Genomic DNA, 26,687 nt, shown 5'->3' on the forward strand with positions numbered 1-26,687 from the left:
AATTCAAAAATAACATGCAAACCCGATATCCCATCGTTGCTCTGGTTGGCCGACCCAATGTCGGCAAGTCGAGCCTTTTCAACAGATTCTCCAAGCATCGCAAGGCCATTGTTGATCCCACTCCCGGTGTAACCCGTGACCGGCATTATGAGCAGGTGACCATTGAGGAACGGACTTTTATCCTTGTTGACACCGGAGGTATCGAGGGCGACGGCCGGGAAATGATGGCTGGCTTGATCCGCGAGCAGACCATGCAGGCCATGCGGGAAGCGGACGTGATTCTTTTCTTGCTTGACGGCAAGGAGGGGGTGCTGCCGGAAGATTTTGAGGTGGCCGATTACCTGCGGCGCACGGAAAAACCGGTGCATTTCCTGGTCAATAAGGTGGACAGCCCCGAGCTTGAGCAACGCTTGATACCCCCCTTTTATGAATTGGGGGTGGATACGCTCTGGCCTGTTTCCGCCGCGCATGGGTACGGGGTAAAGCCGTTTTTTGAAGCCTTGCTCGAAACCCTGCCGGTTTTTCCGGAATCAGAAGACATTCCGCCGGATACCATAAGCCTGGCTTGTCTGGGTCGACCCAATGTGGGGAAGTCTTCCTTGATCAACCGCTTGCTGGGGGAAGAGCGTATGGTGGTCTCCGATGTGCCGGGCACCACCAGGGATTCGGTGGACACCCTGCTCACCGTGGGCAAGCAGCCGTATCTGCTCATTGACACCGCAGGGATCAGGCGCAAGGGCAAGGTGCAGGAAAAACTGGAGAAGTTCAGCGTGCTCCAGGCTTTGGGCGCACTGGAACGTTGTGATGTGGTGCTGATCCTCATCGACGCCGGAGAAGGGATTACCGAACAGGATACCAAGGTGCTGGGCTATGCCTTTGAGCGCGGCCGGGCCTGCATGATCCTGGTCAACAAATGGGATCTGCTCCACGGGGATGCGAAGCGGCAGAAACAGTTGATGGAGGAGATTGCCCGGGCAACGAGTTTTGTTGAGTATGCCCCGGTGCTTAAGATCTCCGCTCTTACCGGTGCGGGGGTGAAGCAGTTGCTGCCCACGGTGGCAAAGATTTACAAGCAGTATTGCGGCTCCTTCTCAACCGGCAAGCTCAACCGGATTTTACAGGATGCGCTGGAGGGCCATAACCCGACCATGCATCAGGGGCGTCGTCTCAAGTTCTACTACACGACCCAGATTTCCACGAAGCCGCCCACCTTTATCATCTTTACCAACTACCCGAAGGGGGTTCATTTTTCCTACCTCCGCTACCTGCTGAACCAGTTCCGGGCCGGGCTCAAGCTCGATTCCATTCCCATCAAGATTATTCTTAAGGAACGGCAACGAAAAGAATATGGCTAAAGGCAAGCTGCTGGGTAAGAATCTTGGATTGTTGCTTAACGATGGTCAAGGGCTGCGTGAAGCCTTTGCCCATGAAGTGCAACAGACCGGATACGCCCAGTATTTTGCCTTGCAGGAGGATGGTTGGCGCCTTTTTGTCTCCCGTTTGACGGAGGGGCTTGCTGATTTTCTTCAGGCACCGGCGCTAGCGGGGAAAGAGGGTTCCAAAGCCCCAGGGCAGGGCAGCCCTGATTGCGCCAACGCTCTTACCCTGGATATCCCCACCGCGCTTGCCCGTGAAGCAGTGCAGCTTTTTCGGCAGGATGGTTTGCCCTTTGCCGTCTTTTTTTCTTTGCTTAAATGCCTCCACCGGACCGTGCTCAACGATCCGACTTTGCCTCCCCTTCCTCAGTCTCACAGTGTCTTGTTTTTTGACCTCCTGGAAACAGCTGCCGCCGACTGCTGGCTCAAGGAGGAGGGGCTTGCCGCCCAGCGCCGGCTGCGGGAGGCGAAGCATTTTATTCTGAATGAAAAAAGACGCTATGCCACGATATTTCATCGAATGGCGGAGCCTGCTTGTATTGTTGATCAGCAGGGATGTCTGCTTGATGTCAATGCTGCCTTTGCGGAATTTTTTAAGGAGGGGGGCGAGAGACTGCTTGGCAAGTCGTGCCTTCAGCTTTTCGGGGTACAAGCCTGTAAGGCCTGTTTGCTTGAAAAGAATCTGGCTGAACATGGTTCCTTTGCCAACATTGAAGTGAATCTTCCGGTAGCAGATGAGATCCGGACGGTCTTGATCAGCGGTGCGTCTTTGGGTCGGGTGCGCGGGGTGCCGGGGGGCATTGTCATTTTGCAGGATATCAGCGCACAAAGACAGACAGCGCAGGCCTTGCAGGAAAGCGAGGAACAGTTCCGCAGCCTGGTGGAAAATGTGCCGGATGTCACCTGGCAGGCGGATGCAGAGGGGACTCTGCTCTATCTCAGTCCCAATATTAAAAGAATCTGTGGCTTCACCCCTACTGAACTGCTTGGCCGAAGCAGGTTGGACCGCGTGCATCCCGAGGATGTTGAAGAGGTCCGGAAGCGGTATCACCGTCTTTTTGCCAAAGGCAGGGATTTTTCCTTCCGCTACCGTTTTCGGCATAAAAACGGAAAATGGCTCTGGGTTCATGACCGGGCCCGGGTTGCGGGTACGTATGCCACCGGGGTTTTTTCCGATGTCACCAAGCTGCGGAAGATGGAAGATGAGCTGAAGGAATACCGTGCTTGGCTGGAGGACATGGTTGAGGAACGAACCCAGGAGGCCGAGGCAGTGAATCGGCAGCTGCTGCTGGAGGTTGCCGAACGCCAGCAGGCGCAGCAGCAGTTGGAACTGTTGGCGGCCAGTCTCAAGCGTTCCAACGCCGAGTTGGAGCAGTTCGCCCATGTGGCCTCCCACGATATGAAAGAGCCGCTCCTCCTTATTGTCGCCTTTGTCGAGCGTTTGCAGGCTAGATGGCCGGAAAAATTTGACGGCAAGGCGGGTGAATACCTCGCGCGGATCCTCAGGGCCGCCCGGCAATTGCAGGAATTGGTGGATGATATCCTGCATCTCTCCAAGGTGCGTACCTGTGACCGCCCTTTCGGGGTGGTGGAATTGGATGATCTTTTGCGGGAGGTGCTGGGTGATTTTGAAGAAAGGATCAGCCAGGTGGAGGGCAATGTCTGTGTGGATGGCTTGGTGGCCGTTGTGGGAGACAAAACCCAGCTTCGGCAGTTGTTTCAGAATCTTATTGCCAACGCCCTGAAATACCGGCAGAAAAATCTCTCCCCGGTCATTGCGGTGAAGGGCAGAACGCTGCCCGGTAAAATCTACGAAATCACGGTGCAGGACAACGGCATTGGCTTTGAGGAAAAGCACGCGGAGCGAATTTTCCAGCCCTTTGTCCGCTTGCATGGCCGCAATGAGTATGAGGGGACCGGGATCGGCCTGGCAACCTGCGAAAAAATTGTCGCCCGGCATCGTGGGAAAATAACGGCCAAAAGCACCCCCGGCGAGGGCTCGATTTTTATTATCCAGCTGCCTCTTGGCCCATCATAGCGGCAGTAAAGTTCCGGATCCTGTGTTGGCCTAAGTGCCGACAACCGAGTTTCGTTCGCTTGATCTTGTCTAACCGTTGAATGGTGCAAATGGCTTGCCCGCCTCCTGTAACAGGGCGCAGTTCCTTCATTTTTTCCTCCCCTTTTTTTATCTGAAAAAGTGCTTCCTTCCCGGCCCCTCTTTGGGTATGCTGTACCATATATTGTGGTGGTATATGCTGCAGATGTGCCATATCGTGTTTTGTCCCGCGATAATCAAGATGGACGTGTAAAAAGAGAAAAAGGCCACAGGTCCATAACGCAGGGAAACAAGCCTGTGAGATATAGAAATCAAAGAGTTGCCAAACAATCACCGTTGTAATCGAGGCTTTTTGAAGTTTGCGGTTGCAACAATCATGACATTTACCCGAGGGGTGCCCGATGGAGTTACCAATCAGTTTTGATGAAGCGCTGAAGGAGTGGGAGCGTTTTGAAGAGTATCTGGTCCAGGCCAGGTATGCTGTCCGCAATAATAAGACCGGGCTGCCCATGGAAAAAGACATGAGCCAGGTGTTGTTGCGCATCAGTAAGCAGTTCAAGCACCCTGCGGTGGCCAAGGCCCTGGTCCACGGAACCATTATTACAGCGACGCCTTTTCTGATGAACGGCGGCAACCCCTATACCCGGCGGGCGGGTTATTATTCCTGTTATCCCTTGGGCGATGTGGAAGATTCCACCGATGCGATCTTTGATATGGAGCGGGATCTGGTCAGCATCTTCCAGCATGCCGGCGGCGGTGGCATCGATGTGACCAAGATCCGGCCCAAGGGAACCATTGTGGACAACGGCCAGGGGCTTGCCTCCGGTCCGGTTTCCTTTGCCAAGGGGTTTTCCCACCTTTCCGAGCGCATCAGCCAGGGGGGTAAACGTCGGGGCGCCCTGATGATTCAAGCGGACTGGGATATCAAGGACGTCAAGGAATTCGTCACCTTTAAGGGGGATAATCCTGGCCGCTACACCGGCTGTAATATCTCGCTCAATGTCACCGACGAGAAGTTTTGGAAGGATGAAGAGCTCACCAATCTGGTGGCCGAATACATCTGGAAGTCCGGTGATCCCGGCCTGCTGTTTACCCAGAAGAGCATGGCCAATACCCCGGTGCTGGCCAAATACAATCCGGTTTTTTCCAACCCGTGCGGCGAATATCTTTCCACCAAGGATACTGCCTGCAACCTGCTTACGGTCAACCTGTCAAAGTGCCTTGAAGAGGAGCAGGAGAAGTTTTTTGACCGCGTTTTCGAGGCAGCCAGGCTCGCGGCCGTGGCCGGCAATGAGATCCTCGATCTGGGGGGCTTTCCGCCCATTGAGCGGATCAAGGCCAACACCCTCAAGTTCCGTCCCATCGGTATAGGCTTTACCGGGTTGCACCATGCCATGAACCATTTTGGGGTTTCCTATGCCGATGAGCATGAGGCCCCGCTCTTTGCCAAGGCGACTCAGTTGGTCCTGATGCTGGGCTCCATGCAGGGCAGTCTCGACTACGCCGAGTTCATTAAGAAGGAGGGCAAGCAGAAGAAGCTCACTCCCCAGGAATGGAACATGACCTATGTCGATAAGATCGACAGCGAGGCCGCGGCCTTCATCGAGTCGGATATGCCCAACAAAGCGCAGTGGCACAAGCGTGCGGGCGATATATTTACTACCCTGCGCAAGCTCGGCGGTCTGTATAACTCGGTGACCACCTCGCAAGCCCCCACCGGTTCCATCTCCCAGTTGATGCGGGTGGCCTGTACCGGGGTGGAGCCCTATTTCTCCATGATCCAGCGCCGCAAGGTCAAGGATGTGGATGATTCCTGGAAGGAGTTCATTCTCGTGCCCCTGGAGTTTTACCAGTACGAGGAGGAGAAGTTGGAATGGGTTGCCGAACAGACCGCGCACAAGATCGAGCCGTATCAGCAGATCCGGATTCTCGAGGCGTGCCAAGCTTTCAATCATACCGCAGTTTCGAAAACCATCAACCTGCCCGCCGACACCACGGTGGAGGATATCAAGAAGATCCTCCAGTATGCCCGGAAAAGCAATCTCAAGGGCATCACCATGTTCCGCGATTCCTCCATGGAGGGGGTGTTGAGCGATCATGGCGGCAAGCTGGCGGAGACCTGCGAATTCTGCGATATGGACGTGCGCAGCGGCAGCACCTACAAGTTCCGGGGGCCTGCGCCGTTGTATATCACGGCGAACAAGGGCGGACAGGGGCATGTGCGCGAGATTTTCCTCAACACCACCAAGTCCGGTTCGACTCTGCATGGGATGAGCGAGGCCCTGGGCCGGGTTATTTCCGTGGCGCTCCAGCACGACTACCGGCTGGTGGGTAAGATTGCCAGGACCTTGGAGGATATCTCCTCCGACGGTGCCTGGATCAGCGCCTCGCTGGGCAGGGTCTATTCCATCCCCGCGGCCCTGGCCAAGGTTCTTGATAAGAATGCGGAGAATGAGGTGGAGGGCGATCCGGAACCCTATGTCGAGCCTTCCTCCTATGCTTCCTGCCCGGCGTGCGGCAAGTTGAGCCTGCGGCGAAGCGGCGGCTGCAACCAGTGCGTGAGTTGCGGGTATTCCTCCTGTTGAACGGATAGGAGCGGATTGGCATGCAATCAGGCCCGCAACAAGGCAGATATAACAAGGCGGTCATGGCTTTCATGGCCGTCTTGTTTTTTTTTATGGCCTTGGGTGATTTCATCATTGCCCACCACCAGCGGGATTTTTTGTATTCTCGGGCGGAAAATCAGGCCCGTCGCGATCTGCAGTTGATGGCGGCCAATTTCATTGAGCCTCTGATCAAGTATGATTACGAATCGATAACCCGATTCATCCTGCGTTGGGGCGAAGAACATCCGGAGGTTGTTCGCCTGGCTGCGGTGGGTCCCGCAGGGCGAGATTTGATCACCTTCAGCCGCCCGAAAGAAGAGGGGAAGTTTTTTCTGGTAGAGGAGAAGGTCCGTTTTCAGGGCAAAGGACTCTTAATCCTCCAGATGGTCTCTTCTTCCACCGAGGTGGATGGGCTTCTGCGCAAGCTGCATTGGCAGTTGGGGCTTGCCTCGTTTCTCATGACGGCCATAGCGGGAATCGTCCTGTGGTTAACCCTGAGGCGTATCGCCCTCGCCCCTCTGGAAATGGAAATCGGCCTGCGTTTGGAGACGGAGCAGAAGCTGGCCTCGGCGCACCAACAGCTTGAGGAGCGGGTCCGAGAGCGGACCGTCGATTTAGAAGGAGCCAATCTTCTCTTGCAGAAAGAGATTGCGGTGCGTCATGCCGCGGAAGAGCAGTTTGCCAGATTGCATCGGGAGTATGAGCTGATCTTGAAATCCGCCGGCGAGGGGATCTATGGCTTGGACACCCAGGGACGACTTACCTTTATCAACTTGGCTGGCTTGCAGATCCTTGGTTTCGAGGAAGTGGAATTGATCGGCAGACATCTCCATGATTTTCACCATCACGTGCGTTGGGATGGTGACCCCTATGGCCGTGAAGATTGTCCGGTGTGTGCTGCCTATGGTGAGGGAAGGAAAAACCGGGGAGGAGAAAGCTACTTCGGCAGAAAAGACGGTACTGTCTTTCCGGTGGAGTTTGTCTGTACCCCCCTGGTGGAAGGGGAGAAGGTTCTGGGTACGGTGGTGGTCTTTGAAGACATCACCGTGCGCAAGCAGGCCGAACATGATCTGCTTGCCCTGACCGATACCCTGGAGCGGCGGGTCATGGAGCGTACCGCCCGCATGGACGCCGCCAATCTTGAATTGCGGGAAACTCTGGGGCAGTTGGAACAGACCCAGGCCCAACTCGTGCAATCGGGAAAGATGGCGGCCCTGGGTGATCTGGTGGCAGGCGTTGCCCATGAAATCAACACCCCGGTGGGCGTGGGCGTAACAGCGGCCTCGCACCTGGAAAACAAAACCCGTGAGATTGTGGCGCTCTATGCGGAAGGGCGTATGAGCCGCAGCGATCTTGATCGGTATCTTGCCCTCTGTCAGGAAGCGGCGAATCTTATTTTCTCCAATCTCAACCGGGCAGCGGAGCTTATCCGCAGCTTCAAACAGGTGGCGGTGGATCAATCCGGGGAAGGGCGCAGGCCTTTTCGGGTTAAGGAGTACCTGGCCGAGGTCTGCCTGAGCCTCAGGCCGGTTTTAAAGAATACCGGCCATCGCCTGGAGATCTCCTGTCCCGAGGATTTGGAGTTGAACAGCTACCCCGGTGCCTTTTCCCAGATCGTTACCAACTTCATCACCAACTCGTTGACCCATGCCTATGATGAGGATCAGGCCGGCTTTCTGCATGTGGAGATCGGGCTGGAGGGAGGCAATGTCCGGTTTGCATACAGCGACGACGGAAAGGGTATGACCGCCGATCTGGTCAGCCATGCCTTTGATCCCTTTTTTACGACAAATAGGGAAAAAGGGGGGAGCGGTTTAGGGCTGCATATCGTATATAATCTTGTAACCCAGAAATTACTGGGGACAATTATCTGCGAAAGCATGCCAGGAAAGGGGACATCCTTTGTCCTGTTTTTCCCGGCTGTCATACCTGGGGGGGTATCGCATGGTTGAATCACCTGAGGCGGTTTTTTTTGCCGATGAACCGGAGGGGAGTGTGTCACCCCGACAACAGGCTGTGGGTAAAGGTGCCTGGAAGGTGCTGGTGGTTGACGACGAAGAAGAGGTGCATGCCGTCACCAAGCTGGTTCTCGCGGATTTTTCTTATGAGAATAAAGGGCTGCTTTTTCTCCATGCCTATTCCGGCAAGGAGGCCAGGGCTCTTATTGCCGAGCATCCCGATACCGCCATTATTTTTCTCGACGTGGTCATGGAGAAAAACGATGCCGGGCTTGAAGTGGTTCGCCATATCCGGGAGGAGCTGAAAAATTCCTTTGTCCGGATCATTCTGCGCACCGGCCAGCCTGGCCAGGCGCCTGCGGAAAAAGTAATCATCGAGTATGACATCAATGATTACAAGGAAAAGACCGAACTCACCGCCCAGAAACTTTTCACCACCATGGTTGCTTCCCTTCGTTCCTATCGGGACATCCTCACCATCGATGCCAACCGAAAGGGACTGGAGAAGATTATCGATGCGGCCACCTATATCTGCCGCCTCCGCTCGATCAAAAATCTGGCCAGCGGAGTCTTGACCCAGCTGGTTTCCATCCTGCATCTCAGCGAAAATGCCCTCTATTGTCAGACCTCGGGGATCGCGGTGGCTAATTTACAGGGTAATTTTAAGATGCTGGCCGCCACCGGGGCTTATGAGCCGTATATCGATGCCGAGACCAAGGGGGACTTGCCTGACAATGTTCTTGATTGTGTCCAGCAGGTGACGACGCTCAAGAAATCTATTTGTCTGGATAATCGGTATATCGGTTATTTTTGCAGTGAGCGTGGAGAAGAAACGGTTATTTATCTTGAGGGATGGCGGGACCTCAGCGTCCTTGACCGGCGGATGATCGAGGTTTTTTGCAGCAACGTGCAGGTGGCCTATGAAAATGTGCTCCTGAATCAGGAGATAGAAGGAACCCAGAAGGAGATCATCTATACTCTGGGCCAGCTTGCCGAGATGCGGTCCCTTGAAACCGGCAATCATGTCCATCGGGTGGCCGAATACAGTCGGTTGCTTGCGGAGAAACATGGCTTAAGCCAGCGGGAGGTGGAGGTGATCCGTCTGGCTTCTTCCATGCATGATGTGGGCAAGGTCGCCATCCCGGATGCCATCCTCAATAAAACCGGGCCGTTGAGCCCCGCTGAGTTTGAGGTCATGAAGACCCATACCATCCGGGCTCAGGAGATGCTGGGCCTTTCCGATCGGGAGATTGTCAAGGCCGCCATTGTCATTGCCATGCAGCACCACGAAAAGTTTGACGGCAGCGGCTACCCCAAAGGGTTGAAGGGGGAGGAGATCCACATCAGTGCGAGAATCACGGCCATAGCCGATGTGTTTGATGCCTTGGGTAGTGACCGTTCGTATCGCCAGGCCTGGGAGATGGAGGCCATCCTCGATCTTATCCGGACGGAACGGGGCGCGCATTTCGACCCGGTTCTGGTGGATCTCTTTTTTGAAAATATCGAGGCGATCCTGGCCATCAAAATCACCCTGGCCGAGTAGCGCCTATTCCGGCTTCAAGGCAGTAGCGATGAGCGGCCAGGCCCTGTGCAGTGCTTCCCGGTTGGCAAAGGGGATGGCAAGCTGTACCTGATCCTGTTCAAAAGAGGGCGAGTGGTTCAAGGTGATACCCCCCGGCAGCTTGAGGGTGGCAACGAAGGTGCGGAATTCCTCTTCCGCCTCCCCGAGCCTCGGGAAACGCTGTTCGGTGAGCCACTGCATGAGGCGGGCGGTTTTTTGCGGGATGTTGGTTTCTTTGGGGTCAAGGATTTCCCGTACCTCGGGCTGGCTGAGGAGGGCCATGATCGAGGTCTGGTTTCTGGCTGCCAGCTCCCGACTGATGACGGTGATTTTTTTCTGGTTGCTGACGCTGAGGCTGAGCATTTCCATGACCTCGTACAGGGAGAGGCGGTCGGTGAAATTCAGGGCCAGTAATTCCCTGGCCACTCCATCGTGCAGCCTCCCTTCATGGAGCGCCGTGAGCAGATGATCTTCAAGCCCGAGGAGCTGCAGCAGGCTGTGCAGGTGATGGCGGTGCGGTTCCAGACCCAGGGCGGGAAGAAATCGCTGGGCCGCCTCGTTTTCTTCCAGATGTTCGAGGATTTTTTCGAAAAAGATTGCCTGCTCCACCACGGTGATATTGCCCCGGAGGATGGTGTCTTCCAGGTTGATGGCCAGGGCTTCCGCCCGCGGGGTATCCGCCGGTAAAACCAGGCAGATGGTTGAGACGCTGTCCCGAGCTTCCGCAGCCGCCATCAAACGTCTGCGGCCGCTGACGATCTCCATGGTGGTCCGGCCCTGTTCCCTGAGGATGGGAGGATGGAGGATTCCGCTTCGGGCAACGGAGGCCAGCAGCTCCGCGCTTGGCTGCGGTGCTTCTTCCGGGCTCAGGCTGTTGCTGAAGTCCTGAAAGTTGATGTGGTGCAGATTGACGAGACTTGAGCGGAAGGCATGGGGCATTGGCGTTCTCATGGACTGTTGAGGTTCGTGGATGCTTGACTCTATGGGAAAAAACCCCCAGCTTGTCAATGAAATTTACAGGCTTTTTTTGCAATCATCCGTCGGGCTTCTGGCATTTGTCGCCGGGACGGTTGGGAGGGGGCGGTATGAAAGTAATCATCATAGCGGCCAGCACCATTTGCGGGCGCATCGGTCCCGGCCTTACCGGCAGCTCGGTTGATCGTGGGTTTCTTGAAAATATGCGGGCGCTCACCGATGTCAGCCTGCTGGGGGCGGAAACTCTGCGCCAGGGGGATCCGGAGATGCGGGGCCCTGGCGGGCATCTTTTGCCGAATCGGATCAGGGGGGTCGTCAGCCAGTCCGGAGATATCCCGCTGGCAGGGAAAAAAATATTTCAGGAAGGGGCGGGGCCACTTATTTTTACCGGGGTGGCGGCGGCAATTGGGTTGCAGCACAAGCTGGGTGGCTTGGCTCAGGTCGTGCCCCTTCCGACGTATATCAGCGGAGGGCTTTCCTTGGCAGCGGCCCTTGCCCATCTGGCAGAACTTGGCGTTTCTTCGGTGCTGGTCGAAGGCGGAGGCAGGTTGAACTACGCTTTCCTGCAACAAGGGGTTGTTGATGAGATTCTTCTCACCCTGACCCCGCAACTTTCCGGAGACCTGCAGGCACCCTCCTTGTGCGGCGGCCCTGGTCCGTTGGGTGATCCCTTTCTGCCGCTGGACCTGGTCTCGTGCGAGACAGCCAATACTGGGGAACTGTTCTTGAAATATCGCGTAATCAAGGGGGCGTGACCATGCAGCAGGAACTGGCGATCTTGTATTCCGGAGGAACTGACTCCCTCGCCCTCTATGCCTTGGCCAGCGCCGGCCATCATCCCGGCCTGGTTCGGCCGGTGCGCATCCATCTGCTCCACATGCTCAACGGCATGGGCCGCTTTGTTGATTTTCCCAGGAACCGCTTTCTGGCTGCGAAAAAGATTCTCCTGGCCAATGCCGCCGAGCCCAGCAAAATACCGGAAGCGGAGATGGTGGAGTTGGACATGGGCCGACTCTTTCAAGGGTTGTGGTTGGACCGGTATGAAGAATACATGCCGCTCTATGGCGGGAAAAATCTCGTCTGCGTGGCCTGTAAACTCGCGATGCATGCCCGGGCCATCATTTATTGTCACGAGCATTTCGTCCCCCATTTCGTGGCCGGCTACACCAAAAAACAGGGGCATTACCCCGAGCAGACCCCGGTCTTCATGGAAAAGATCGCTGAGCTCTCCGCCCGGTTCGGGATCACCGCCACCTTCCCTGTGTACGAGGATTTTGACGACCAGATGATCACCCGGCATGTGCTGGAGGATTTCGGCCTGCCCTCCACGGGCGGGGGGGAAAGAAAATGTCTGTTCTGTCAGACCCTGACCACGGCAACGGAGAAGGAGATCGGTCAGTACCTTGATGCTATGCTGCCACGGGTTGGCGAATATATTGAACACCGGTTGGCCGGTCGGATTCGGCAGGCTGCGCTCTGTTTTCCTCCCGGGAATCAAAGGGTGTAGGATTGCGGCTGTAACGGGCGCAAGATATTTTGCGCCCTTGCGGTGTTTCTTCTTGTTTTTTTGTTGTTATTTTAATATGTCACTCTTCTTTTGCTCCTTTGTCGTCAAAATTAATTGCCCCCCTTTTCTTCGGGAATCTCTCCGCAATATTTGTTTTGTGTCGTGAAATCATCCCCTTGTCTGTTTCTTCCTACACTGGCACTTAATTTGCTTTGCCTACCCTTGAGAACAGCTGTGTGCTGTTGTTGGCTTTTTTGTCTTCGTTCTGAGGTCGGAAAAGGAGGGAAGTGTGATGGCTCATTTTTTTAAGGAGAAGAGGGGCGCTATGAAAAAATACGGTGTGTTTTCTGCATTAGTGGTTGTTTCTGCTATTGCCGCGGGAGGGTCGGCTTATGGTGGGGAGGCGCATAAGGGTATTACCGGTCCTTTTGCCACGCCCATGGATGTTACCAAGAAATGTCTGGAGTGCCATGCGGATGCGGCAACGGACATCATGAAGACCAGCCATTGGACTTGGTCTACTGAGCAGGATATCGAGGGCAAGGGCAAGGTGATGCTCGGCAAGAAAAATGCCGTCAATAATTTCTGTATCTCCATTGATTCCAACTGGCCCCGTTGCACCAGCTGCCATATCAGCTACGGCTGGAAGGATGCCAAGTTTGATTTCAACGACAAAAACCGGGTCGATTGTCTGGTCTGCCATGACGGATCAGGAACCTATAAAAAGGCGCCTCCGGCAGCCGGGATGCCCTTTGGCTTTACCGGCAACCCCGAGTTGGATGCCAAACCGATTGACTTGGTGGCGGTAGCGCAAAGCGTGGGCAAGCCCGCTAAGAAAAACTGTGTCTCTTGCCATGGTTTCGGCGGCGGCGGCAACAACGTCAAACACGGCGATATCGATTCCTCCATGGTTAACCCCACCAAGGCTATTGATGTGCACATGGGATCCGACAGCCTGAACTTTCAATGCACCGAATGCCATACCACCCAGAAGCACAACATCAAGGGCAACGCCATGATCGTTACCCCTGGCGGCAAGAATCAGCTGGAGTGCACCCAGTGCCATGATGCCAAGCCCCACAAGAATGCCAAGCTGAACACGCACACAGCCACCGTGGCCTGTCAGACCTGCCATATCCCCACCTTTGCTAAGGCCATGCCCACCAAGGTGGAGTGGGATTGGTCCACAGCCGGTCAGGACATTAAGCCGGAAGAGCAGGTGTTCGGTTCGGAGAAGCGGGACAGCTATGATAAAAAGAAAGGGAATTTCAAGTGGGCGAAAGATGTGGTCCCTGCCTACAAATGGTACAATGGCAAGGCCACCGTCTATCTGCGCGGTGAGAAGATCGATCCTGCCAAGGTCACTGAGCTGAACGCGCCGGTGGGCAGCATCAAGGATAAAAGCGCCAAAATCTATCCCTTTAAGATCCATAGCGGCAAGCAGATCTATGACAAGGAGAACAAGTATTTCCTGACCCCCAAGGTCTGGCCGACCAACAAGGAAGACAAGGAAGCCTACTGGAAGAATTTTGATTGGGACAAGGCGGTCAAGGCAGGGAGCGAGGCCTCCGGTCTTGCATACAGCGGCAGCTTTGATTTTGCCCCCACGGTCATGTACTGGCGGATCAACCACATGGTTGCTCCGGCTGCCGAGGCCTTAAAGTGCAACGACTGCCACGCCAAGAACGGCCGTCTTGACTGGAAGGCCCTCGGCTACAAGGGCGATCCCATGAAAACAAAAGGCGCTGCCAGGATGAAGAAGTAACCTTCCTGGTTTCCGCACCCTCCCTTAAGCCCCCTTCTTCTTTGAGGAAGGGGGCTTTTTTTGTATAAACGCCAAGCAGCACAGCATTTGCGTGGTCTCGCGCTGCTTGCTGAGCTGTCTTCGGTGTGCATCTGCGGCGCTGCTGATTGGTTACGGTTGGGACTTTAGGGGATTCAGAAGTGGAAGAGAGGGTTGACTGGCGGTGGGTTTCTGCGTAAAGCACAAAAGACGCCGTGCTGGTTTATCACAAGGTTTTCCGGTGGCGGCGCGTCAGAAAGATATATCCGTAGATAGTCAGGTTTATAAAGACAAGGCCTAATCCAAGGAGATAACGCAATTCAATGGTGAGATTCTCGGGGTAGAGCAGCAGGGAAACGTAATGGTCGATAAACCCGCCCGCATACCCCGCCTCGCCGCCTTGTACCCGCAAAGCGTTTTCCAGCGGCGTAAGCGGACAGATCCAGTCAGCCCATTCGATCACAACTCCCCAGAGAACGGCGGCGAGATGCACCCAGAGAAGGGAGGGGCGGCGCAACACCAGCAAGCCTCCAAGAACAGTGAAAAGAGTGAAGGTGAGGTGCAGCAGGAGGATGGTGTCGGCCCCGATGCGGTAGATCATTTTCCGATCTTGAGGCCAAACATCCCCTGGAGCGCTGCGGGCAGATCGGCAGGCAGGACCACGGTCTTGGCGTTTCCGGAAAGACCCAGTTCCTGCAAGGCGCCAATATATTTCTCGCCCAGCAGGTAGAGGGCCGGCAACTGCTCGTTGCCGATTCCTTGTTGCACCAAGGCCAGGGCATCCTTGGTGGCTTGCGCCAGAACGATGCGGGCTTCGGCTTCCCTTCGCGATGCTTCCAGGCCGCCCTCCGCCTCCAGGATGGCTTTCTGCTTCTGGCCTTCCGCCGTCAGAATGGCAGCCTGTTTTTCGCCTTCGGCCTCGGTGATGGCCGCCCTGCGGATCCGTTCCGCCGCGGCCTGCCGTTCCATGGAGGCCTGCATGGTGCTCGATGGCTTGATGTCCTGAATCTCGATACTCTTGACCGTCAAGCCCCAATCCTCCAGATCATTGGCAATGGCCTGGATAAGTTTCACCTTGATCTGCTCCCGGGAGCTGAGGGCGTCATCCAGGTCCATCTGGCCGATGATGGCCCGCAGGTTGGTCATGATCAGATTCTTGGTGGCATGTTCGTAGAAATCGATGCCGAAAATGGCTTTGTGCGGGGTGTGGATGTTGATAAAGGCGATGGCGTTGGTGATGATCACCGCATTGTCCCGGGTGATGACCTCCTGGCTGGGGATATCCAGGGAGATATCCTTTCTGGTTACCTTGGCGGCAATGGTGTCGATATACGGGATGATCAGGTTCAGGCCCGGCGTCAGCGTCGTATGGTATTTGCCGAGCCGCATGATGACAAACTCATACCCCTGCGGCACGATCTTGACCCCGTTGGCAATGGTCACAAACACAAGAACCAGAATGGCAACGACGATAATGAGTCCCACATCCATATACTATTCCTCCAGGTGAAGATTAAACTCCGTTACAGCACTTTTTTCACTTTAAGAATCCGCTCTCCCTGGTCTGAAACGAGAACCGCGATAACCCGAACCCGGTTGCCTGTTTCAATGGGTTCGTCCGCCAGATACATCCACGATTCCTCTCCCAGCACCGGGACGGAAAACGCCACCCGGCCATGCTCTCCCGGAACCAGGGCCCGGGTGGCGGCAATTCCCATCTGGCCGATGGCTGCCTGGTCATCAGCCAGCAGGGTTTTGGTTTTTTTTCGTGGCACGAAGAAACGGAACCAGAAAAAGGTGAACCCGAGACTGGACGCGGAAAATACCAGTAACTGCCACTTGAGCGAAACGTCCGGGAGCGCGGCCAGCAGTAGGCCGGTCACCACCGCCCCCAGGCCGAACCAGAAAATAGTGAACGACGGCACCACGATTTCCATGAGTATTAGAATGATTCCCAGGACAATCCAGTGCCACCAGAGGATGTTTTCCATTGCCCTTCCTTGTTGTAGATTTTTGAAAAATTCGAGCCTATTATGTGGGGATACTACTCATTACGGTTTGGTTTTGAGACAAATAGGTATTGTGTCTCGGATATCGAACTTGGTAGTTCTTGAGGCTCATTGATCCGATGTCCGGTCAATCCAATACTCGGGCTTGCGGTGCTGGTGGGCTATCGCAATGAGGTAGATCTGATCGTTTTCAACCGAGTACAGCAACTTGTAGGGGAACCGGCTCAAGGTCAGGCGTCGGATATCTCCTTGCTCGACCGGGCAAGACAAAGGCCAAGTCTGGACGCGCGGCAAGGCCTCCTTGATTTCTGTCCGGAATTCGTTGCCAAGACGGGGTGCTTGGCGATTGTCGTAGCGCTCGGCCTCCTCGAACTCGCGCCGCGCTTCGGGTGAGAAGATTACGCGCATCATTATTCGCCGAGGATTTCCTCTGCGGGGATGCCTTGTACCTTGCCGGCGCGGTAGGCCGCCAGGCGGCGTTCCGCTTCGTCAAGCCAGAGGCGGTCGATTTCCGGATCGGGTTTGTCGAGACAGTGCAACACTTGGTCAACCAGGTCGAAACGCTCCGCCGGATCGAGCTTCAAGGCCATTGCCACCAGTTCCTGCGTGCCCATGTGCATCTCCTTTTCAATGGGGTTATTAGGGAAACACAAAAAAAGAAGCCCCCATTTTTTCGTTGGTTCCAACAGTTAGTGATTCTATGTGGCACGGGATTGAAAGGCAAGGAGAAAATCGGTCGAGACCCTGCCCGCCTCCCGTCTTGTTCAGACAGGCATGTCGAATCCATCCCCTTGGAGCAGTCCAGTTTTATGTGTTATGCTGGAGACTGGGCAGCATGCCTTCCTGCCCGGTACAGCGTACCCTCGTCAGACAGAGCAAAAGGAACCATCACGACGACCATGCGGATCAGTTGCGTAATCCCCACCAGAAACCGGCCGGAGATGACCTGCCGGGCCATTGCCAGCGTGGCCGCTCAGGATACTCCGGTGAGCGAGATCATTGTCGTGGACGACGGCTCGACGGATCACACCGCTGCCCTGGTTGCCGCGCGGTTTCCCGGGGTGCGGCTGCTGCACCGCTCCGGCCTTGGGCCTGGTCTGGCGAGAAACGCCGGGGTTGTCGAGGCCTGCGGCGAGGTGGTTATGTTTCTTGATTCCGACGATGTCTGGCTGGAGGGCCATGTCGCACGCTTGGTGCGGACAATGGCCCGCGGCTTTCCGGTGGCCTATGGCGTGACCAGGAACTGCGATCAGGTCGGCGGCGGGGAATTTTGCCTCCCCGAGCCGGGCATGACCTTGGAAGGGCATTGCCTGGCCGCGTTGTCCCGCTGGTGTTTTCTGGTCCCCTCGGCAATGGCGGTGGAGAAAGAGGCCTGTGTTGCGGTGGGGGGCTTCGGTCCCGGAGAGTTGGGTGAGGATTGGTCGTTTTTTATCCGGTTGGCCCAACGTTTCCCCTTTGGCTTTTGCGGGGAGGAACCCATCACCCTGCGGTATCTCCATCATGGCAGTCTGTGCAATGGCGCGAACAGCGAACGGCTGGAGACCCTGCTGGCCACGGTCTTCTGTGCCCTGGCGGAAACCGGGGCCGCAGCCGAGAATCTTGTCCGGTTTCAGGCCCTGGCCGACTGGACCAGGCAACAGGGGGATTGGCAGACGATTCAGCAGTGGTATATTTCCTTGAAACAGGAGGAGCTTCTTTGAAACCATCCATATCCCCCCAAGACCATGCCCGGGTGCTGGCGGAAGGGGTTGACATTCCCCAGCAGCATCCTGCCTTTGGGCTGCCCCTGCCGGAGGTCGGCATCTGCGGAAAAACCGTCTGGGTCCGGCTGCCCGAAGGGCTGATTCCTTTTGCGGCCCGGCTGGAGGTGAACCTGGCCGCGGAGGTCCGCGGCATCCATATGTCCCGCATGGAGGAGGTGGTCGCCGGTCTGTACGATCGGGAGTTTTCCGATCTCCGCGACTACGGCTTGCAGATCGGCAGGGAGATGATGGCGCGCCAGGGTGCGAATCGCGGCAGGGTGCGGCTTACCGGCCAGTTGCCGCTCATCCGCACGGCCAAGGTCAGCGGCAGGCAATCGGTGGATTCCATTGCCGTGTCCCTTGACCTGAAGCTGGCCGGGCAGGGGGATACTCTGCAGAGTGTGGCGGTGTTCGGTGTGGGTGTGGCCCACATTACGGCCTGTCCTTGCACCCAGGCGTATAACCAGACCCTGTTTCGCAAGGAGGGTGAGGAGTGCCCCATGCCCACCCATTCGCAGCGCTCCCAGACCACCCTTTCCCTTCAGTCGGCAGGACTTTCCCCATCTATTGCTGAACTGTTGGCTTGCCTGGAAGAGGCCCTGCATGTGACCCAGGACCTGTTGAAAAGAACCGATGAGGCGCAACTGGTCTACACCTCGCACACCCAGCCGCAGTTTGCTGAGGATGCGGTGCGGGAAGTGGCCCGGCGGGCCGGGGAGCGGTTCGGCAAGGTGTTGCCGCCGGAAACCTCGGTGATTATCGAGTCCTTGAGCCTGGAGAGCATCCATATCCACGACGTTTGTTGTCGGCTGGAAACCACCCTGGCGGAAATCGTCAGGCATCTGTAAGGGACGACATGGCAGCAGTGTTAGCGGCGAGGCAATTGAGCCAGGATTGGCTGCAAACGTATCCCGAGGAGCTTCGGTCTGTCCTGGGCCAGATTGCACAGCACAGCGGACAGCCCATGTATGTGGCGGGCGGGCCGGTGCGGGACTGGCTGCTTGGGGTGGTGGCCAAGGATCTTGATCTTGCCGTACCGAAGGGCGCTGTGGCTTGCGCCCGCGAGGTCAGTGCTCTGCTGGGAGGCACCTTTGTCCTGCTTGATGCAGCTGAAGACGTGGCCAGGGTTGTCTGGCAGGGGTTTACCCTTGATTTTTCCGGTTTCAGAAATCACACCACCAGTATTGAGGACGATCTCGGCCAGCGGGATTTTACCATCAACGCCATGGCCGTTCCCATTGCTCCTGGCACCGGCGCCCTTGGCGAGCTCACGGTTATTGATCCTTTCGGCGGCGTGGCCGATCTTGCCCAAAAACGCATCCGGACTCCGGCCCTAGCCAATCTCCTGGCCGATCCCCTTAGGTTGTTGCGGGCCTACCGTTTCGCGGCCACTCTGGATTTCAGTATCGAATCTGCGACCGAGGCGGCCATTGTCGCCCATGGCGAGCTGCTGGTCGAGTCGGCCATGGAGCGGGTGGCCTATGAACTGGGTCTGATCATCGGTTCTCCCCGTGCCTGGGAGACGGTGCGTGCCATGGCGGCAAGCGGGCTCCTCTGGGTTGTTTTTCCGGAGCTTGTTGCGGGTTGCGGTCTGGTCCAGCCTTCCAGCCATCATCTCGATGTGTTCGGCCATAGTCTGGAGGCCTTGCGCTGTGTGGAGGCAATCATCTCGAAGCCCGAAGCATATTTTCCTGATCAGGGCGATCAGTTCCGGAAGGCGGTCCAAGAAAAACGGGGCGTATTGCTGAAATGGGCAGCCCTGTTTCATGATCTGGGCAAACCGGAGACCCACAGACTGATTGAGGAAAAGATCACCTTTTATAACCACGATCAGGCCGGAGCCGCTATCTTTGAGGGGATCGCCGAACGGTTGCACTGGCCCAAAGATGACCGTAATCGGGTGGCCCGGCTCATTAGTCTGCACATGTGGCCATTTCATCTCAGCAACGCCCGGCTGCACACCGGAATCAGCCGCAAGGCGTGTCTGCGTTTGGTCAAAGCGGTTGGTGACGATCTGCCCCTTCTTTTTCTGCTGACCATGGCGGATAGCCTTGCCGGGCAGGGTCCCGGCAAGCCCGAGGAGATGGAGGAGAATCTGGCCGCGCTTTGGGCGGAGGTGCATGAGGTACACGTAGAGTACATCCAGCCGGTCTTTACCAGCCCGCCGCTGCTCACGGGGCATGATCTCATCACCATCTTTGCCCTTGAGCCAGGTCCGCTTTTCAAGGAGATCCTTGAGGGGTTGGAGGGTGCGCAGGTGGAGGGTGTGGTTGCGGACCGGGAACAGGCTCTGGCCTGGGTGAAAATGTTTCTTGAGTCAGGGTCAGTAACGCCGCTATAACGGCATAAGGGTCCGTAATTCTACGGGGCAAAAAAAAGGTTATTCCATGACGGCCCCTAAATAAGTTTGACTGTTTTTTTTGCCCCATTGTACCCTGTGGGGAGCAACGATTGCTATTGAGGATGGGGGGATTGGTTTTAATTCAGGTCAACCTTAAGGATGCAGACCACAACTATGAATGACAAGATCCCGCAAGGCCCGTATTGTGCCGTTTTTAAATCGCTCACCAAGAAGGATTTTCTCAGCACGATCAACCACCACATGCTGAGTTTTCTCGGCCGTGACCCGCAACGGGCCGGAAGCAGGGATCTCTACAAGGCCCTGGCCTACACCATCCGTGATTTTTTGGTCGAGCGCTGGATTGCAACGCAAAAGGGGTATTACGCCAAGGGCAAGAAGCGGGTCTACTATCTCTCCCTGGAGTTTCTTATCGGCCGGTCGTTGGGCAACAGCCTGATCAACCTCGGCTTTTATGATGAGATGGCCGGCGTTTTGCAAGAAATGGGCTACGATCTTGAGGAAATCCGGGAGGAGGAGGACGATGCCGCCCTCGGTAACGGCGGCCTCGGCCGGCTGGCCGCCTGTTTTCTCGATTCCCTGGCAACCTTGGGCATTCCGGCCTACGGATATGGCATCCGCTATGAGTACGGCCTTTTTTATCAGCGCATCGTGGACGGTTTCCAGATGGAATATCCCGACAACTGGCTGCGCTACGGTACCCCCTGGGAGTTTGAAAGGCCCCAAAATCTGTATCCGGTCAAATATTACGGCCGGGTGCAGCGCTACCGCAACAACAAGGGGGAATTGCGGACCGAGTGGATCGAGACGAAAGAGATTATGGCCATGGCCTGTGATGTCCTGGTGCCCGGCTTTAACAATGACAATGTCATCAATATGCGTCTCTGGACCGCCAAGGCCTCTCGTGAGATCGATCTCGGCTCCTTCAATCGGGGCAACTACATCTCGGCCGTGCAGGAAAAGGTGCAGTCGGAAACGATTTCCAAGGTGCTCTATCCCTCGGACGATATCCGGGAGGGGCAGGAACTGCGCCTCAAGCAGCAATACTTTTTCGTAGCCGCCACCTTTCAGGATATCCTCCGCCGGCATAAAAAAAAGCACGAGGGGTTCGATTCGTTTGCCGATGAGATCGCCGTCCAGCTCAACGATACCCATCCGGCCATCGCCATCCCGGAATTCATGCGGATCCTGGTGGACGAGGAGTCGGTTCCCTGGGATAAGGCGTGGCAGATCTGTGTCGGCACCTTTGGCTACACCAATCATACCCTGATGCCGGAGGCCCTGGAGACCTGGCCCGTGGAGTTACTGGGCAGGGTGCTGCCCCGGCACCTTGAGATCATCTACGAGATCAATCGCCGGTTCCTTGAGTTGGTTGCGGCCCGGTATCCGGGCCGGGACGATTTGCTGCGGGAGATGTCCATCATCGAGGAAAGCCCGGTGAAAAGGGTGCGCATGGCGTATCTGGCCATCGTGGGCAGCCATTCGGTCAATGGGGTGGCAGAGCTCCACACCCATCTTCTCAAGACCAGGCTTTTTAAGAATTTTCACGACTTTTATCCCGGCCGCTTTAATTGCAAGACCAACGGCATAACCCAGCGGCGCTGGCTGCTCAAATGCAATCCCGGCCTGGCCGGCTTGATCACCGACACCATCGGCGGCGAATGGGTCACCAATCTTGATTACCTGCGCAACCTTGAGCCCTATGCCGAGCAGGCGAAGTTTCGCCAGAAATGGGCCAAGGTGAAAACGGAGAACAAAAAAAGGCTGGCCGCCCTTATCAAACAGGAGTGCGGGGTGGTGGTCAATCCCAATACCATGTTCGACGTCCAGGTGAAGCGGATCCACGAGTACAAACGGCAGCTGCTCAATGTCCTGCATGTTATCACCCTCTACCACCGGATCGCCAACGGCGAGGATACGGATTCTCCCCCCCGCACCGTTGTGTTTGGGGGCAAGGCCGCGCCCTCCTATTTTAAGGCAAAATTGATCATCAAGTTGATCAATTCGGTGGCCGAGGTGATCAACAACGATTCCCGGGTGGGCGATCGCCTTAAAGTGGCGTTCATCCCCAATTATGGTGTGTCGGTTGCCGAAAAGATCTTTCCGGCCTCAGACCTTTCCGAGCAGATCTCCACCGCGGGCACGGAGGCCTCCGGCACCGGAAATATGAAATTTTCCTTGAATGGCGCCCTGACCATCGGCACCCTGGACGGGGCCAATATCGAGATCCTCGAGGAGGTGGGGGCAGAGAATATCTTCATCTTTGGCATGACCACGGAAGAGGTCGAGGCGGCCCGCCAGAATCCAGACCACAACGCCTTTACTGTCTATCGCGACAATCCGGAGGTGAAACGTACCCTGGACAGCATTGGCAACGGCTCTTTCAGTCGGGGCGATACCGCCCTGTTTGCTCCCATCGTCGAGGGGTTGCTCAATAGCAATGATCCCTATCTGCTGCTGCTCGACCTGGAGGATTATCTCCGCTGCCAGAAAGAGGTGGGCGCGCTGTATCTTGATCAGCCGAACTGGATCCGTAAATCCATTCTCAATGTGGCCCGGATGGGCAAATTTTCCAGCGATCGGACCATCCGGGAATATGCCCGTGAGATATGGGGAGTTCCGGTGGATTAAGAGGATTTCACCCTCAGGCACAACACCGCTTTCCCCCAAAAGACATTGACTTTTCGCCCTATTGTTGATAGCTAGCAGGATGTTAAAAAAAGCTCTTCTCCGCTTTTTTTAACATCCTGATTTGTGTTAGGGCGCATGTCTGCCGCGCCATCGCCGTAAATAGCAGCGCAAGCGCAGCAGGATAGCGGCGTTGCTCCCGATATTGGAATAAAGCTATGACTCAAGATAATATTTCCTCGCGATTTCAGGCAAATGGCCTGGCGACCCTCATCGGCAGCCTGCCGGTTACAGACCTTACGGAAGCGTTTGCTTTGATCTTTGCGCATACCCCCGACATTCCGCTGTGGCCGCAAATGCCGAGCAACCCCAAGGAGGGGATGCTCAGTCAGTTCAGCGAAGGGATGCCCGGCATAGTCGAAGAGGCGGACCGCACCTATTTTGATATCCAGACCGAGACCTTTGCTGAGGAGATGCTGCACTACTTCGAGCAGTATCTGGCTGCGGTGGAAGACCCGGCCCTGTTGCCGGATTCCCCTTTTGCCGTATCGAGGGAGAGAGCCCAGGGCCTTTTCGCCCTGCAGGAGGCAATCGCTGCTGCTGACGGTAAAAATGTGGCCGCCGTCAAGGGGCAGATGACCGGGCCGTTTACCCTGCTCACCGGCCTCCATGACCGGGAAGGGAGGGCCGCCTATTATGAGCCGACCATTCGGGAAATGGTGGTGAAGGGGCTGTCCCTCAAGGGTGCATGGCAGGTCAAGCTTCTCGCGCAGGTGCAGGTTCCGGTCATTCTCTTTATCGACGAACCTGCCCTGGCCGGTCTTGGCTCCTCCGCCTTCCTCACCGTTTCTCTGGACGAGTTGGGGGAGGATCTCAATGAGATTATCGGTGCGGCCCAGGCAGCGGGCGGCCTGGTGGGCGTCCATGTGTGCGCCAATACGGATTGGGAATTTCTCTTGTCCACCCAGTTGGACATTGTCAGCTTTGACGCCTACGGTTTTTTCGATAAGCTTGTCGCCTGCAAGGAGGCGTTGTTCTCCTTTCTGGAACGGGGCGGTATTGTTGCCTGGGGGATCGTGCCCACCTCGGAGAAGGAATATATCGAACAGGAAACGGCTGAGTCGCTTCTTGCCCGTTGGGAGTCTCAGGCCGAGCAGTTGGTGGGCAGTGGCAACGGCAATGGCTCCTGGGATTATCAATCCCTGCTCCGTCAGACCCTGATAACCCCAAGCTGCGGCACCGGTTCGCTGTCATTGCCACATGCCCAAAAGGTGCTGGCTCTGACCCGGGATCTTTCCAAGCTCTTGCGTGACAAATATCTCTAGATACCGGCATTGGCCGGCGTTTCTTGTATCCAACCATTTTAAAAAAGTTTGAGTATTGACCATGGAAGAACTGAATCAGGTTTTGAAGCAACGTCGTCAAAAGGCTCAGGAGCTAGCAGATCTGGGCGTGAATCTCTATGCCAACGATTTTCGGCCTGCGCATCGGATCAGTGAGGTTCTGGCGAAAAACGATAACCCGGATGCGCCGCTGGAAGAAGGGATCAAGTCGGTTGCCGGCCGGATCATGGCCCTGCGCAAGTTCGGCAAGGCAGCCTTCCTCCATATCCAGGACGAATCGGGCCGGATCCAGGTGTATGTCAAACGGGACGAGGTTGGGGTGGATGCCTACCAGATCTTCAAGAAGCTCGATGTCGGCGATATCGCCGGTTTTGGCGGCACCCTGTTCCGCACCCAGACCGGAGAGCTGACCATCGAAGCGGCAAGTGTCAAGCCGATCACCAAATCCCTGCGTCCCTTGCCGGAGAAGTTTCACGGCCTCACCGATGTGGAAACCCGCTACCGTCAGCGTTATGTCGACCTGATCATGAACCCGGAGGTGCGCGACACCTTTCGCAAGCGGGTGGAGATCATCCGTTTGATCCGTGATTTTCTGACCAATCGGGGTTTCATGGAGGTCGAGACCCCCATGATGCAGGCCATTGCCGGCGGGGCCACGGCCAAGCCTTTCAAGACCCATCATAATGCCCTGGGCATGGATCTCTATCTGCGTATTGCTCCGGAGCTCTATCTGAAGCGGCTGCTGGTGGGTGGCTTTGAAAAGGTCTTCGAGATCAACCGCAATTTCAGAAACGAAGGGCTTTCCACCCGGCATAATCCGGAATTCACCATGCTTGAATTCTACCAGGCCTTTGCCACCTACGAAGATCTCATGGATCTCACCGAGGAGATGGTTTCCTACATCGCCGCCGAGGTCACCGGCTCCATGGTCGTGAGTTACCAGGGGCAGGAGGTGGATCTTTCCCCGCCCTGGAAGCGCTACACCATGGACGAGGCGATCATCGAGGTGGGCGGGGTTGACAAGGATATTCTCGCCGATCCGGCCCGCACCCGGCAGTTGCTTCTGGACAAGGGCATTACCCTTGAGCCGCTGGCAGGACACGGCAAGGCCAAGACCGAGCTCTTTGAACTGCTGGTGGAAGAAAGACTGGTCAATCCTACCTTCGTGACCCAGTATCCCACCGAGGTCTCGCCCCTGGCCCGCCGCAACGAGAATAATCCCGAGGTCACCGACCGTTTCGAGCTTTTCATGACCGGGCGGGAAATAGCCAATGCCTTCAGCGAGCTCAATGACCCCATTGATCAGAAACAACGGCTGCAAAAGCAGATTGATGAGCGGGGCAATGACGAGGAGATCTTTCCCGTGATGGACGAGGATTTTGTCCGCGCCCTGGAATACGGCATGCCCCCCGCGGCAGGGGAGGGAATCGGGATCGACCGGTTGGTGATGCTGCTGACCGACTCGCCCTCGATCCGCGACGTTATCCTCTTCCCGCATCTGCGGGCGGAGAACAAGTAAGCCGCAATCGTTTCAGCAAGTGAGGGATATTGTGCAATTTGAATGGTTTGTCTGCCTGCGATATCTTAAAGCCAAGCGCAAGCACGGCTTCATCTCGCTTATTTCGCTGATTTCCATTGCCGGGGTTATGGTCGGGGTTATGGCCCTTATCGTGGTGCTTGCCGTGATGACCGGTTTTACTTCCGAATTTCGCGACAAGATCCTCGGCATCAACTCCCATGTGGTGGTCCAGGATTATACCGGCAATATCCGGGGTTACGAGGAGGTTGCGGCAAAGATTCGCGCGGTGGAGGGGGTAAGCGGGGTCACCCCTTATCTCTACAGCCAGGCCATGATCACCAGCGGCGAGGGCGGAACCGGCGCGGTGTTGCGCGGTCTTGATCCTGCCACAGCCCCCGGCGTACTCAGTCTGGCAAAACATCTGCGGAGCGGTTCAATCGCCGCCTTGTCGCCGGTCCAGACGGAGGGGAGAGCATTGCCCGGGATCATCCTTGGCAAGGAGCTTGCCGCCCAGTTGCATGTCTCGACCCATGACCGGGTCAGGCTGATCTCGGCCTCAGGTCCTTTGACGCCCATGGGGGTAATCCCCAAGGTTTCCACCTGTCAGGTTGTTGGGGTTTTTGAAACAGGCATGTACGAGTATGATTCCGCCCTGGCCTATGTCTCCCTGGAAACGGCGCAACGTTTTTTTGGCCTGCCCGGCGCGGTGCATGGCTTGGAGGTGAAAACTGTTGATCTCAATGCGGCGGATCAGGTTGCCAAGCGGATCGAACATGCCCTGGGCCCAAATTTTTATGCCAAGGACTGGATGCGGATGAATCGGAACATCTTTTCCGCCCTTGCTCTGGAAAAAACAGCCCTCTCGGTGATCATGGCCCTGGTGGTGATGGTGGCCGCCTTCAATATCGTCAGCACCCTGATCATGGTGGTCATGGAAAAGAACAAGGACATCGCCATCCTGAAATCCATGGGCGCCACCTCCGGAAGCATCATGCGGATTTTTATCTACGAGGGTCTGGTTATCGGCCTTGTCGGCACTACGCTCGGGGTGCTGGGCGGCCTTGGTCTCTGCGCGATTCTCAGCCGGTATCAGTTTATCAAGCTGCCCGATGTGTATCCGATTTCCACCCTGCCGGTGCTGGTCCTGCCTTCGGATGTTCTTCTCATCGCCCTTTCCGCCACGGTTATTACTCTGCTGGCCACCCTGTATCCGTCCTGGCAGGCGGCCAAGATCGATCCTGCCGTGGCCCTGCGCTATGAATAGG

21 protein-coding genes are annotated in these 26,687 nt (G+C 56.2%); 15 read left to right on the forward strand and 6 right to left on the reverse strand.

Annotation, left to right across the window (positions count from 1 at the left end):
• Nucleotides 1–14: 14 nt before the first annotated feature.
• The 5 genes from der to OLX77_RS09300 all read left to right on the forward strand — a co-directional run bounded on the left by der (nucleotide 15) and on the right by OLX77_RS09300 (nucleotide 9,539).
• Nucleotides 15–1,355 (forward strand): ribosome biogenesis GTPase Der, encoded by a 1,341-nt coding sequence (gene der, locus OLX77_RS09280; RefSeq protein WP_307633319.1) that lies wholly within the window; start codon nucleotides 15–17, stop codon nucleotides 1,353–1,355.
• Nucleotides 1,348–3,414, forward strand: coding sequence for a sensor histidine kinase (locus OLX77_RS09285; protein WP_307633320.1), 2,067 nt, complete (start codon nucleotides 1,348–1,350; stop codon nucleotides 3,412–3,414). The genes der and OLX77_RS09285 overlap by 8 nt, the downstream gene beginning before the upstream one ends.
• Before the next feature lie 419 nt (nucleotides 3,415–3,833).
• Nucleotides 3,834–6,017: a ribonucleotide reductase barrel domain-containing protein gene (locus OLX77_RS09290; protein ID WP_307633321.1), complete on the forward strand. Its 2,184-nt coding sequence runs from the start codon at nucleotides 3,834–3,836 to the stop codon at nucleotides 6,015–6,017.
• A 20-nt stretch (nucleotides 6,018–6,037) separates the two neighbouring features.
• Nucleotides 6,038–7,990 carry a PAS domain-containing sensor histidine kinase gene (locus tag OLX77_RS09295; protein ID WP_307633322.1) on the forward strand — a complete coding sequence of 651 codons (1,953 nt, stop codon included), beginning with the start codon at nucleotides 6,038–6,040 and terminating at the stop codon, nucleotides 7,988–7,990.
• Nucleotides 7,983–9,539 (forward strand): DUF3369 domain-containing protein, encoded by a 1,557-nt coding sequence (locus OLX77_RS09300; RefSeq protein WP_307633323.1) that lies wholly within the window; start codon nucleotides 7,983–7,985, stop codon nucleotides 9,537–9,539. The genes OLX77_RS09295 and OLX77_RS09300 overlap by 8 nt, the downstream gene beginning before the upstream one ends.
• Before the next feature lie 3 nt (nucleotides 9,540–9,542).
• On the opposite strand, the gene OLX77_RS09305 is transcribed toward OLX77_RS09300, so the two are convergent.
• On the reverse strand, nucleotides 9,543–10,496 hold the full coding sequence (locus OLX77_RS09305) for a ParB/RepB/Spo0J family partition protein (protein WP_307633324.1): 954 nt from the start codon (nucleotides 10,494–10,496) through the stop codon (nucleotides 9,543–9,545).
• Between the two features lie 146 nt (nucleotides 10,497–10,642).
• Between OLX77_RS09305 and OLX77_RS09310 the strand changes: the two genes are divergently transcribed.
• The 3 genes from OLX77_RS09310 (at nucleotide 10,643) to OLX77_RS09320 (ending at nucleotide 13,804) form a co-directional block, all read left to right on the forward strand.
• Nucleotides 10,643–11,287 (forward strand): RibD family protein, encoded by a 645-nt coding sequence (locus OLX77_RS09310; RefSeq protein ID WP_307633325.1) that lies wholly within the window; start codon nucleotides 10,643–10,645, stop codon nucleotides 11,285–11,287.
• Nucleotides 11,288–11,289: 2 nt separating this feature from the next.
• Nucleotides 11,290–12,039: a hypothetical protein gene (locus tag OLX77_RS09315; RefSeq protein WP_307633326.1), complete on the forward strand. Its 750-nt coding sequence runs from the start codon at nucleotides 11,290–11,292 to the stop codon at nucleotides 12,037–12,039.
• A 325-nt stretch (nucleotides 12,040–12,364) separates the two neighbouring features.
• Nucleotides 12,365–13,804 carry a tetrathionate reductase family octaheme c-type cytochrome gene (locus OLX77_RS09320; protein ID WP_307633327.1) on the forward strand — a complete coding sequence of 480 codons (1,440 nt, stop codon included), beginning with the start codon at nucleotides 12,365–12,367 and terminating at the stop codon, nucleotides 13,802–13,804.
• Between the two features lie 244 nt (nucleotides 13,805–14,048).
• Here OLX77_RS09320 and OLX77_RS09325 read toward each other — a convergent pair whose 3' ends face one another.
• The 5 genes from OLX77_RS09325 to OLX77_RS09345 form a co-directional block, all read right to left on the reverse strand.
• A complete protein-coding gene (locus OLX77_RS09325) occupies nucleotides 14,049–14,423 on the reverse strand; it encodes a DUF2784 domain-containing protein (RefSeq protein ID WP_307633328.1) in 375 nt (124 codons plus the stop codon).
• Nucleotides 14,420–15,313 (reverse strand): SPFH domain-containing protein, encoded by an 894-nt coding sequence (locus tag OLX77_RS09330; protein ID WP_307633329.1) that lies wholly within the window; start codon nucleotides 15,311–15,313, stop codon nucleotides 14,420–14,422. The genes OLX77_RS09325 and OLX77_RS09330 overlap by 4 nt, the downstream gene beginning before the upstream one ends.
• A gap of 32 nt (nucleotides 15,314–15,345) precedes the next feature.
• Nucleotides 15,346–15,813, reverse strand: a complete 468-nt coding sequence (locus OLX77_RS09335) for an NfeD family protein (RefSeq protein ID WP_307633330.1) — start codon at nucleotides 15,811–15,813, stop codon at nucleotides 15,346–15,348.
• A gap of 126 nt (nucleotides 15,814–15,939) precedes the next feature.
• On the reverse strand, nucleotides 15,940–16,242 hold the full coding sequence (locus OLX77_RS09340) for a type II toxin-antitoxin system RelE/ParE family toxin (RefSeq protein ID WP_307633331.1): 303 nt from the start codon (nucleotides 16,240–16,242) through the stop codon (nucleotides 15,940–15,942).
• On the reverse strand, nucleotides 16,242–16,451 hold the full coding sequence (locus tag OLX77_RS09345) for an addiction module protein (protein WP_307633332.1): 210 nt from the start codon (nucleotides 16,449–16,451) through the stop codon (nucleotides 16,242–16,244). Before OLX77_RS09345 ends, OLX77_RS09340 begins: the two co-directional genes overlap by 1 nt.
• 279 nt (nucleotides 16,452–16,730) lie before the next feature.
• On the opposite strand from OLX77_RS09345, the gene OLX77_RS09350 reads away from it, so the two are divergent.
• The 7 genes from OLX77_RS09350 to OLX77_RS09380 all read left to right on the forward strand — a co-directional run bounded on the left by OLX77_RS09350 (nucleotide 16,731) and on the right by OLX77_RS09380 (nucleotide 26,686).
• Nucleotides 16,731–17,531 (forward strand): glycosyltransferase family 2 protein, encoded by an 801-nt coding sequence (locus tag OLX77_RS09350; RefSeq protein WP_307633333.1) that lies wholly within the window; start codon nucleotides 16,731–16,733, stop codon nucleotides 17,529–17,531.
• Nucleotides 17,528–18,421 (forward strand): GTP cyclohydrolase, FolE2/MptA family, encoded by an 894-nt coding sequence (locus OLX77_RS09355; RefSeq protein ID WP_307633334.1) that lies wholly within the window; start codon nucleotides 17,528–17,530, stop codon nucleotides 18,419–18,421. The genes OLX77_RS09350 and OLX77_RS09355 overlap by 4 nt, the downstream gene beginning before the upstream one ends.
• Before the next feature lie 8 nt (nucleotides 18,422–18,429).
• The gene (locus OLX77_RS09360) at nucleotides 18,430–19,914 is read left to right on the forward strand and encodes a CCA tRNA nucleotidyltransferase (RefSeq protein WP_307633335.1); all 1,485 of its coding nucleotides are present in this window, start codon (nucleotides 18,430–18,432) and stop codon (nucleotides 19,912–19,914) included.
• Between the two features lie 174 nt (nucleotides 19,915–20,088).
• Nucleotides 20,089–22,563: a glycogen/starch/alpha-glucan phosphorylase gene (locus OLX77_RS09365; protein ID WP_307633336.1), complete on the forward strand. Its 2,475-nt coding sequence runs from the start codon at nucleotides 20,089–20,091 to the stop codon at nucleotides 22,561–22,563.
• A gap of 215 nt (nucleotides 22,564–22,778) precedes the next feature.
• Entirely contained in the window at nucleotides 22,779–23,885 is a 1,107-nt protein-coding gene (locus tag OLX77_RS09370) for a uroporphyrinogen decarboxylase/cobalamine-independent methonine synthase family protein (protein ID WP_307633337.1), read from the forward strand.
• Nucleotides 23,886–23,946: 61 nt separating this feature from the next.
• Nucleotides 23,947–25,422, forward strand: coding sequence for a lysine--tRNA ligase (gene lysS / locus OLX77_RS09375; protein ID WP_307633338.1), 1,476 nt, complete (start codon nucleotides 23,947–23,949; stop codon nucleotides 25,420–25,422).
• A gap of 31 nt (nucleotides 25,423–25,453) precedes the next feature.
• The gene (locus OLX77_RS09380) at nucleotides 25,454–26,686 is read left to right on the forward strand and encodes a lipoprotein-releasing ABC transporter permease subunit (protein WP_307633339.1); all 1,233 of its coding nucleotides are present in this window, start codon (nucleotides 25,454–25,456) and stop codon (nucleotides 26,684–26,686) included.
• Nucleotide 26,687: the final 1 nt, after the last annotated feature.

It is taken from the genome of Thiovibrio frasassiensis (genome assembly GCF_029607905.1).
Taxonomy (GTDB): domain Bacteria; phylum Desulfobacterota; class Desulfobulbia; order Desulfobulbales; family Desulfurivibrionaceae; genus Thiovibrio; species Thiovibrio frasassiensis.

Bases quoted from the DNA above. Each gene is read 5' to 3' on its own strand.
- der (WP_307633319.1), top strand. From the start codon at position 15: ATGCAAACCCGATATCCCATCGTTGCTCTGGTTGGCCGACCCAATGTC.
- OLX77_RS09285 (WP_307633320.1), top strand. From the start codon at position 1,348: ATGGCTAAAGGCAAGCTGCTGGGTAAGAATCTTGGATTGTTGCTTAAC.
- OLX77_RS09290 (WP_307633321.1), top strand. From the start codon at position 3,834: ATGGAGTTACCAATCAGTTTTGATGAAGCGCTGAAGGAGTGGGAGCGT.
- OLX77_RS09295 (WP_307633322.1), top strand. From the start codon at position 6,038: ATGCAATCAGGCCCGCAACAAGGCAGATATAACAAGGCGGTCATGGCT.
- OLX77_RS09300 (WP_307633323.1), top strand. From the start codon at position 7,983: ATGGTTGAATCACCTGAGGCGGTTTTTTTTGCCGATGAACCGGAGGGG.
- OLX77_RS09305 (WP_307633324.1), bottom strand. From the start codon at position 10,496: ATGCCCCATGCCTTCCGCTCAAGTCTCGTCAATCTGCACCACATCAAC.
- OLX77_RS09310 (WP_307633325.1), top strand. From the start codon at position 10,643: ATGAAAGTAATCATCATAGCGGCCAGCACCATTTGCGGGCGCATCGGT.
- OLX77_RS09315 (WP_307633326.1), top strand. From the start codon at position 11,290: ATGCAGCAGGAACTGGCGATCTTGTATTCCGGAGGAACTGACTCCCTC.
- OLX77_RS09320 (WP_307633327.1), top strand. From the start codon at position 12,365: ATGAAAAAATACGGTGTGTTTTCTGCATTAGTGGTTGTTTCTGCTATT.
- OLX77_RS09325 (WP_307633328.1), bottom strand. From the start codon at position 14,423: ATGATCTACCGCATCGGGGCCGACACCATCCTCCTGCTGCACCTCACC.
- OLX77_RS09330 (WP_307633329.1), bottom strand. From the start codon at position 15,313: ATGGATGTGGGACTCATTATCGTCGTTGCCATTCTGGTTCTTGTGTTT.
- OLX77_RS09335 (WP_307633330.1), bottom strand. From the start codon at position 15,813: ATGGAAAACATCCTCTGGTGGCACTGGATTGTCCTGGGAATCATTCTA.
- OLX77_RS09340 (WP_307633331.1), bottom strand. From the start codon at position 16,242: ATGATGCGCGTAATCTTCTCACCCGAAGCGCGGCGCGAGTTCGAGGAG.
- OLX77_RS09345 (WP_307633332.1), bottom strand. From the start codon at position 16,451: ATGCACATGGGCACGCAGGAACTGGTGGCAATGGCCTTGAAGCTCGAT.
- OLX77_RS09350 (WP_307633333.1), top strand. From the start codon at position 16,731: ATGCGGATCAGTTGCGTAATCCCCACCAGAAACCGGCCGGAGATGACC.
- OLX77_RS09360 (WP_307633335.1), top strand. From the start codon at position 18,430: ATGGCAGCAGTGTTAGCGGCGAGGCAATTGAGCCAGGATTGGCTGCAA.
- OLX77_RS09365 (WP_307633336.1), top strand. From the start codon at position 20,089: ATGAATGACAAGATCCCGCAAGGCCCGTATTGTGCCGTTTTTAAATCG.
- OLX77_RS09370 (WP_307633337.1), top strand. From the start codon at position 22,779: ATGACTCAAGATAATATTTCCTCGCGATTTCAGGCAAATGGCCTGGCG.
- lysS (WP_307633338.1), top strand. From the start codon at position 23,947: ATGGAAGAACTGAATCAGGTTTTGAAGCAACGTCGTCAAAAGGCTCAG.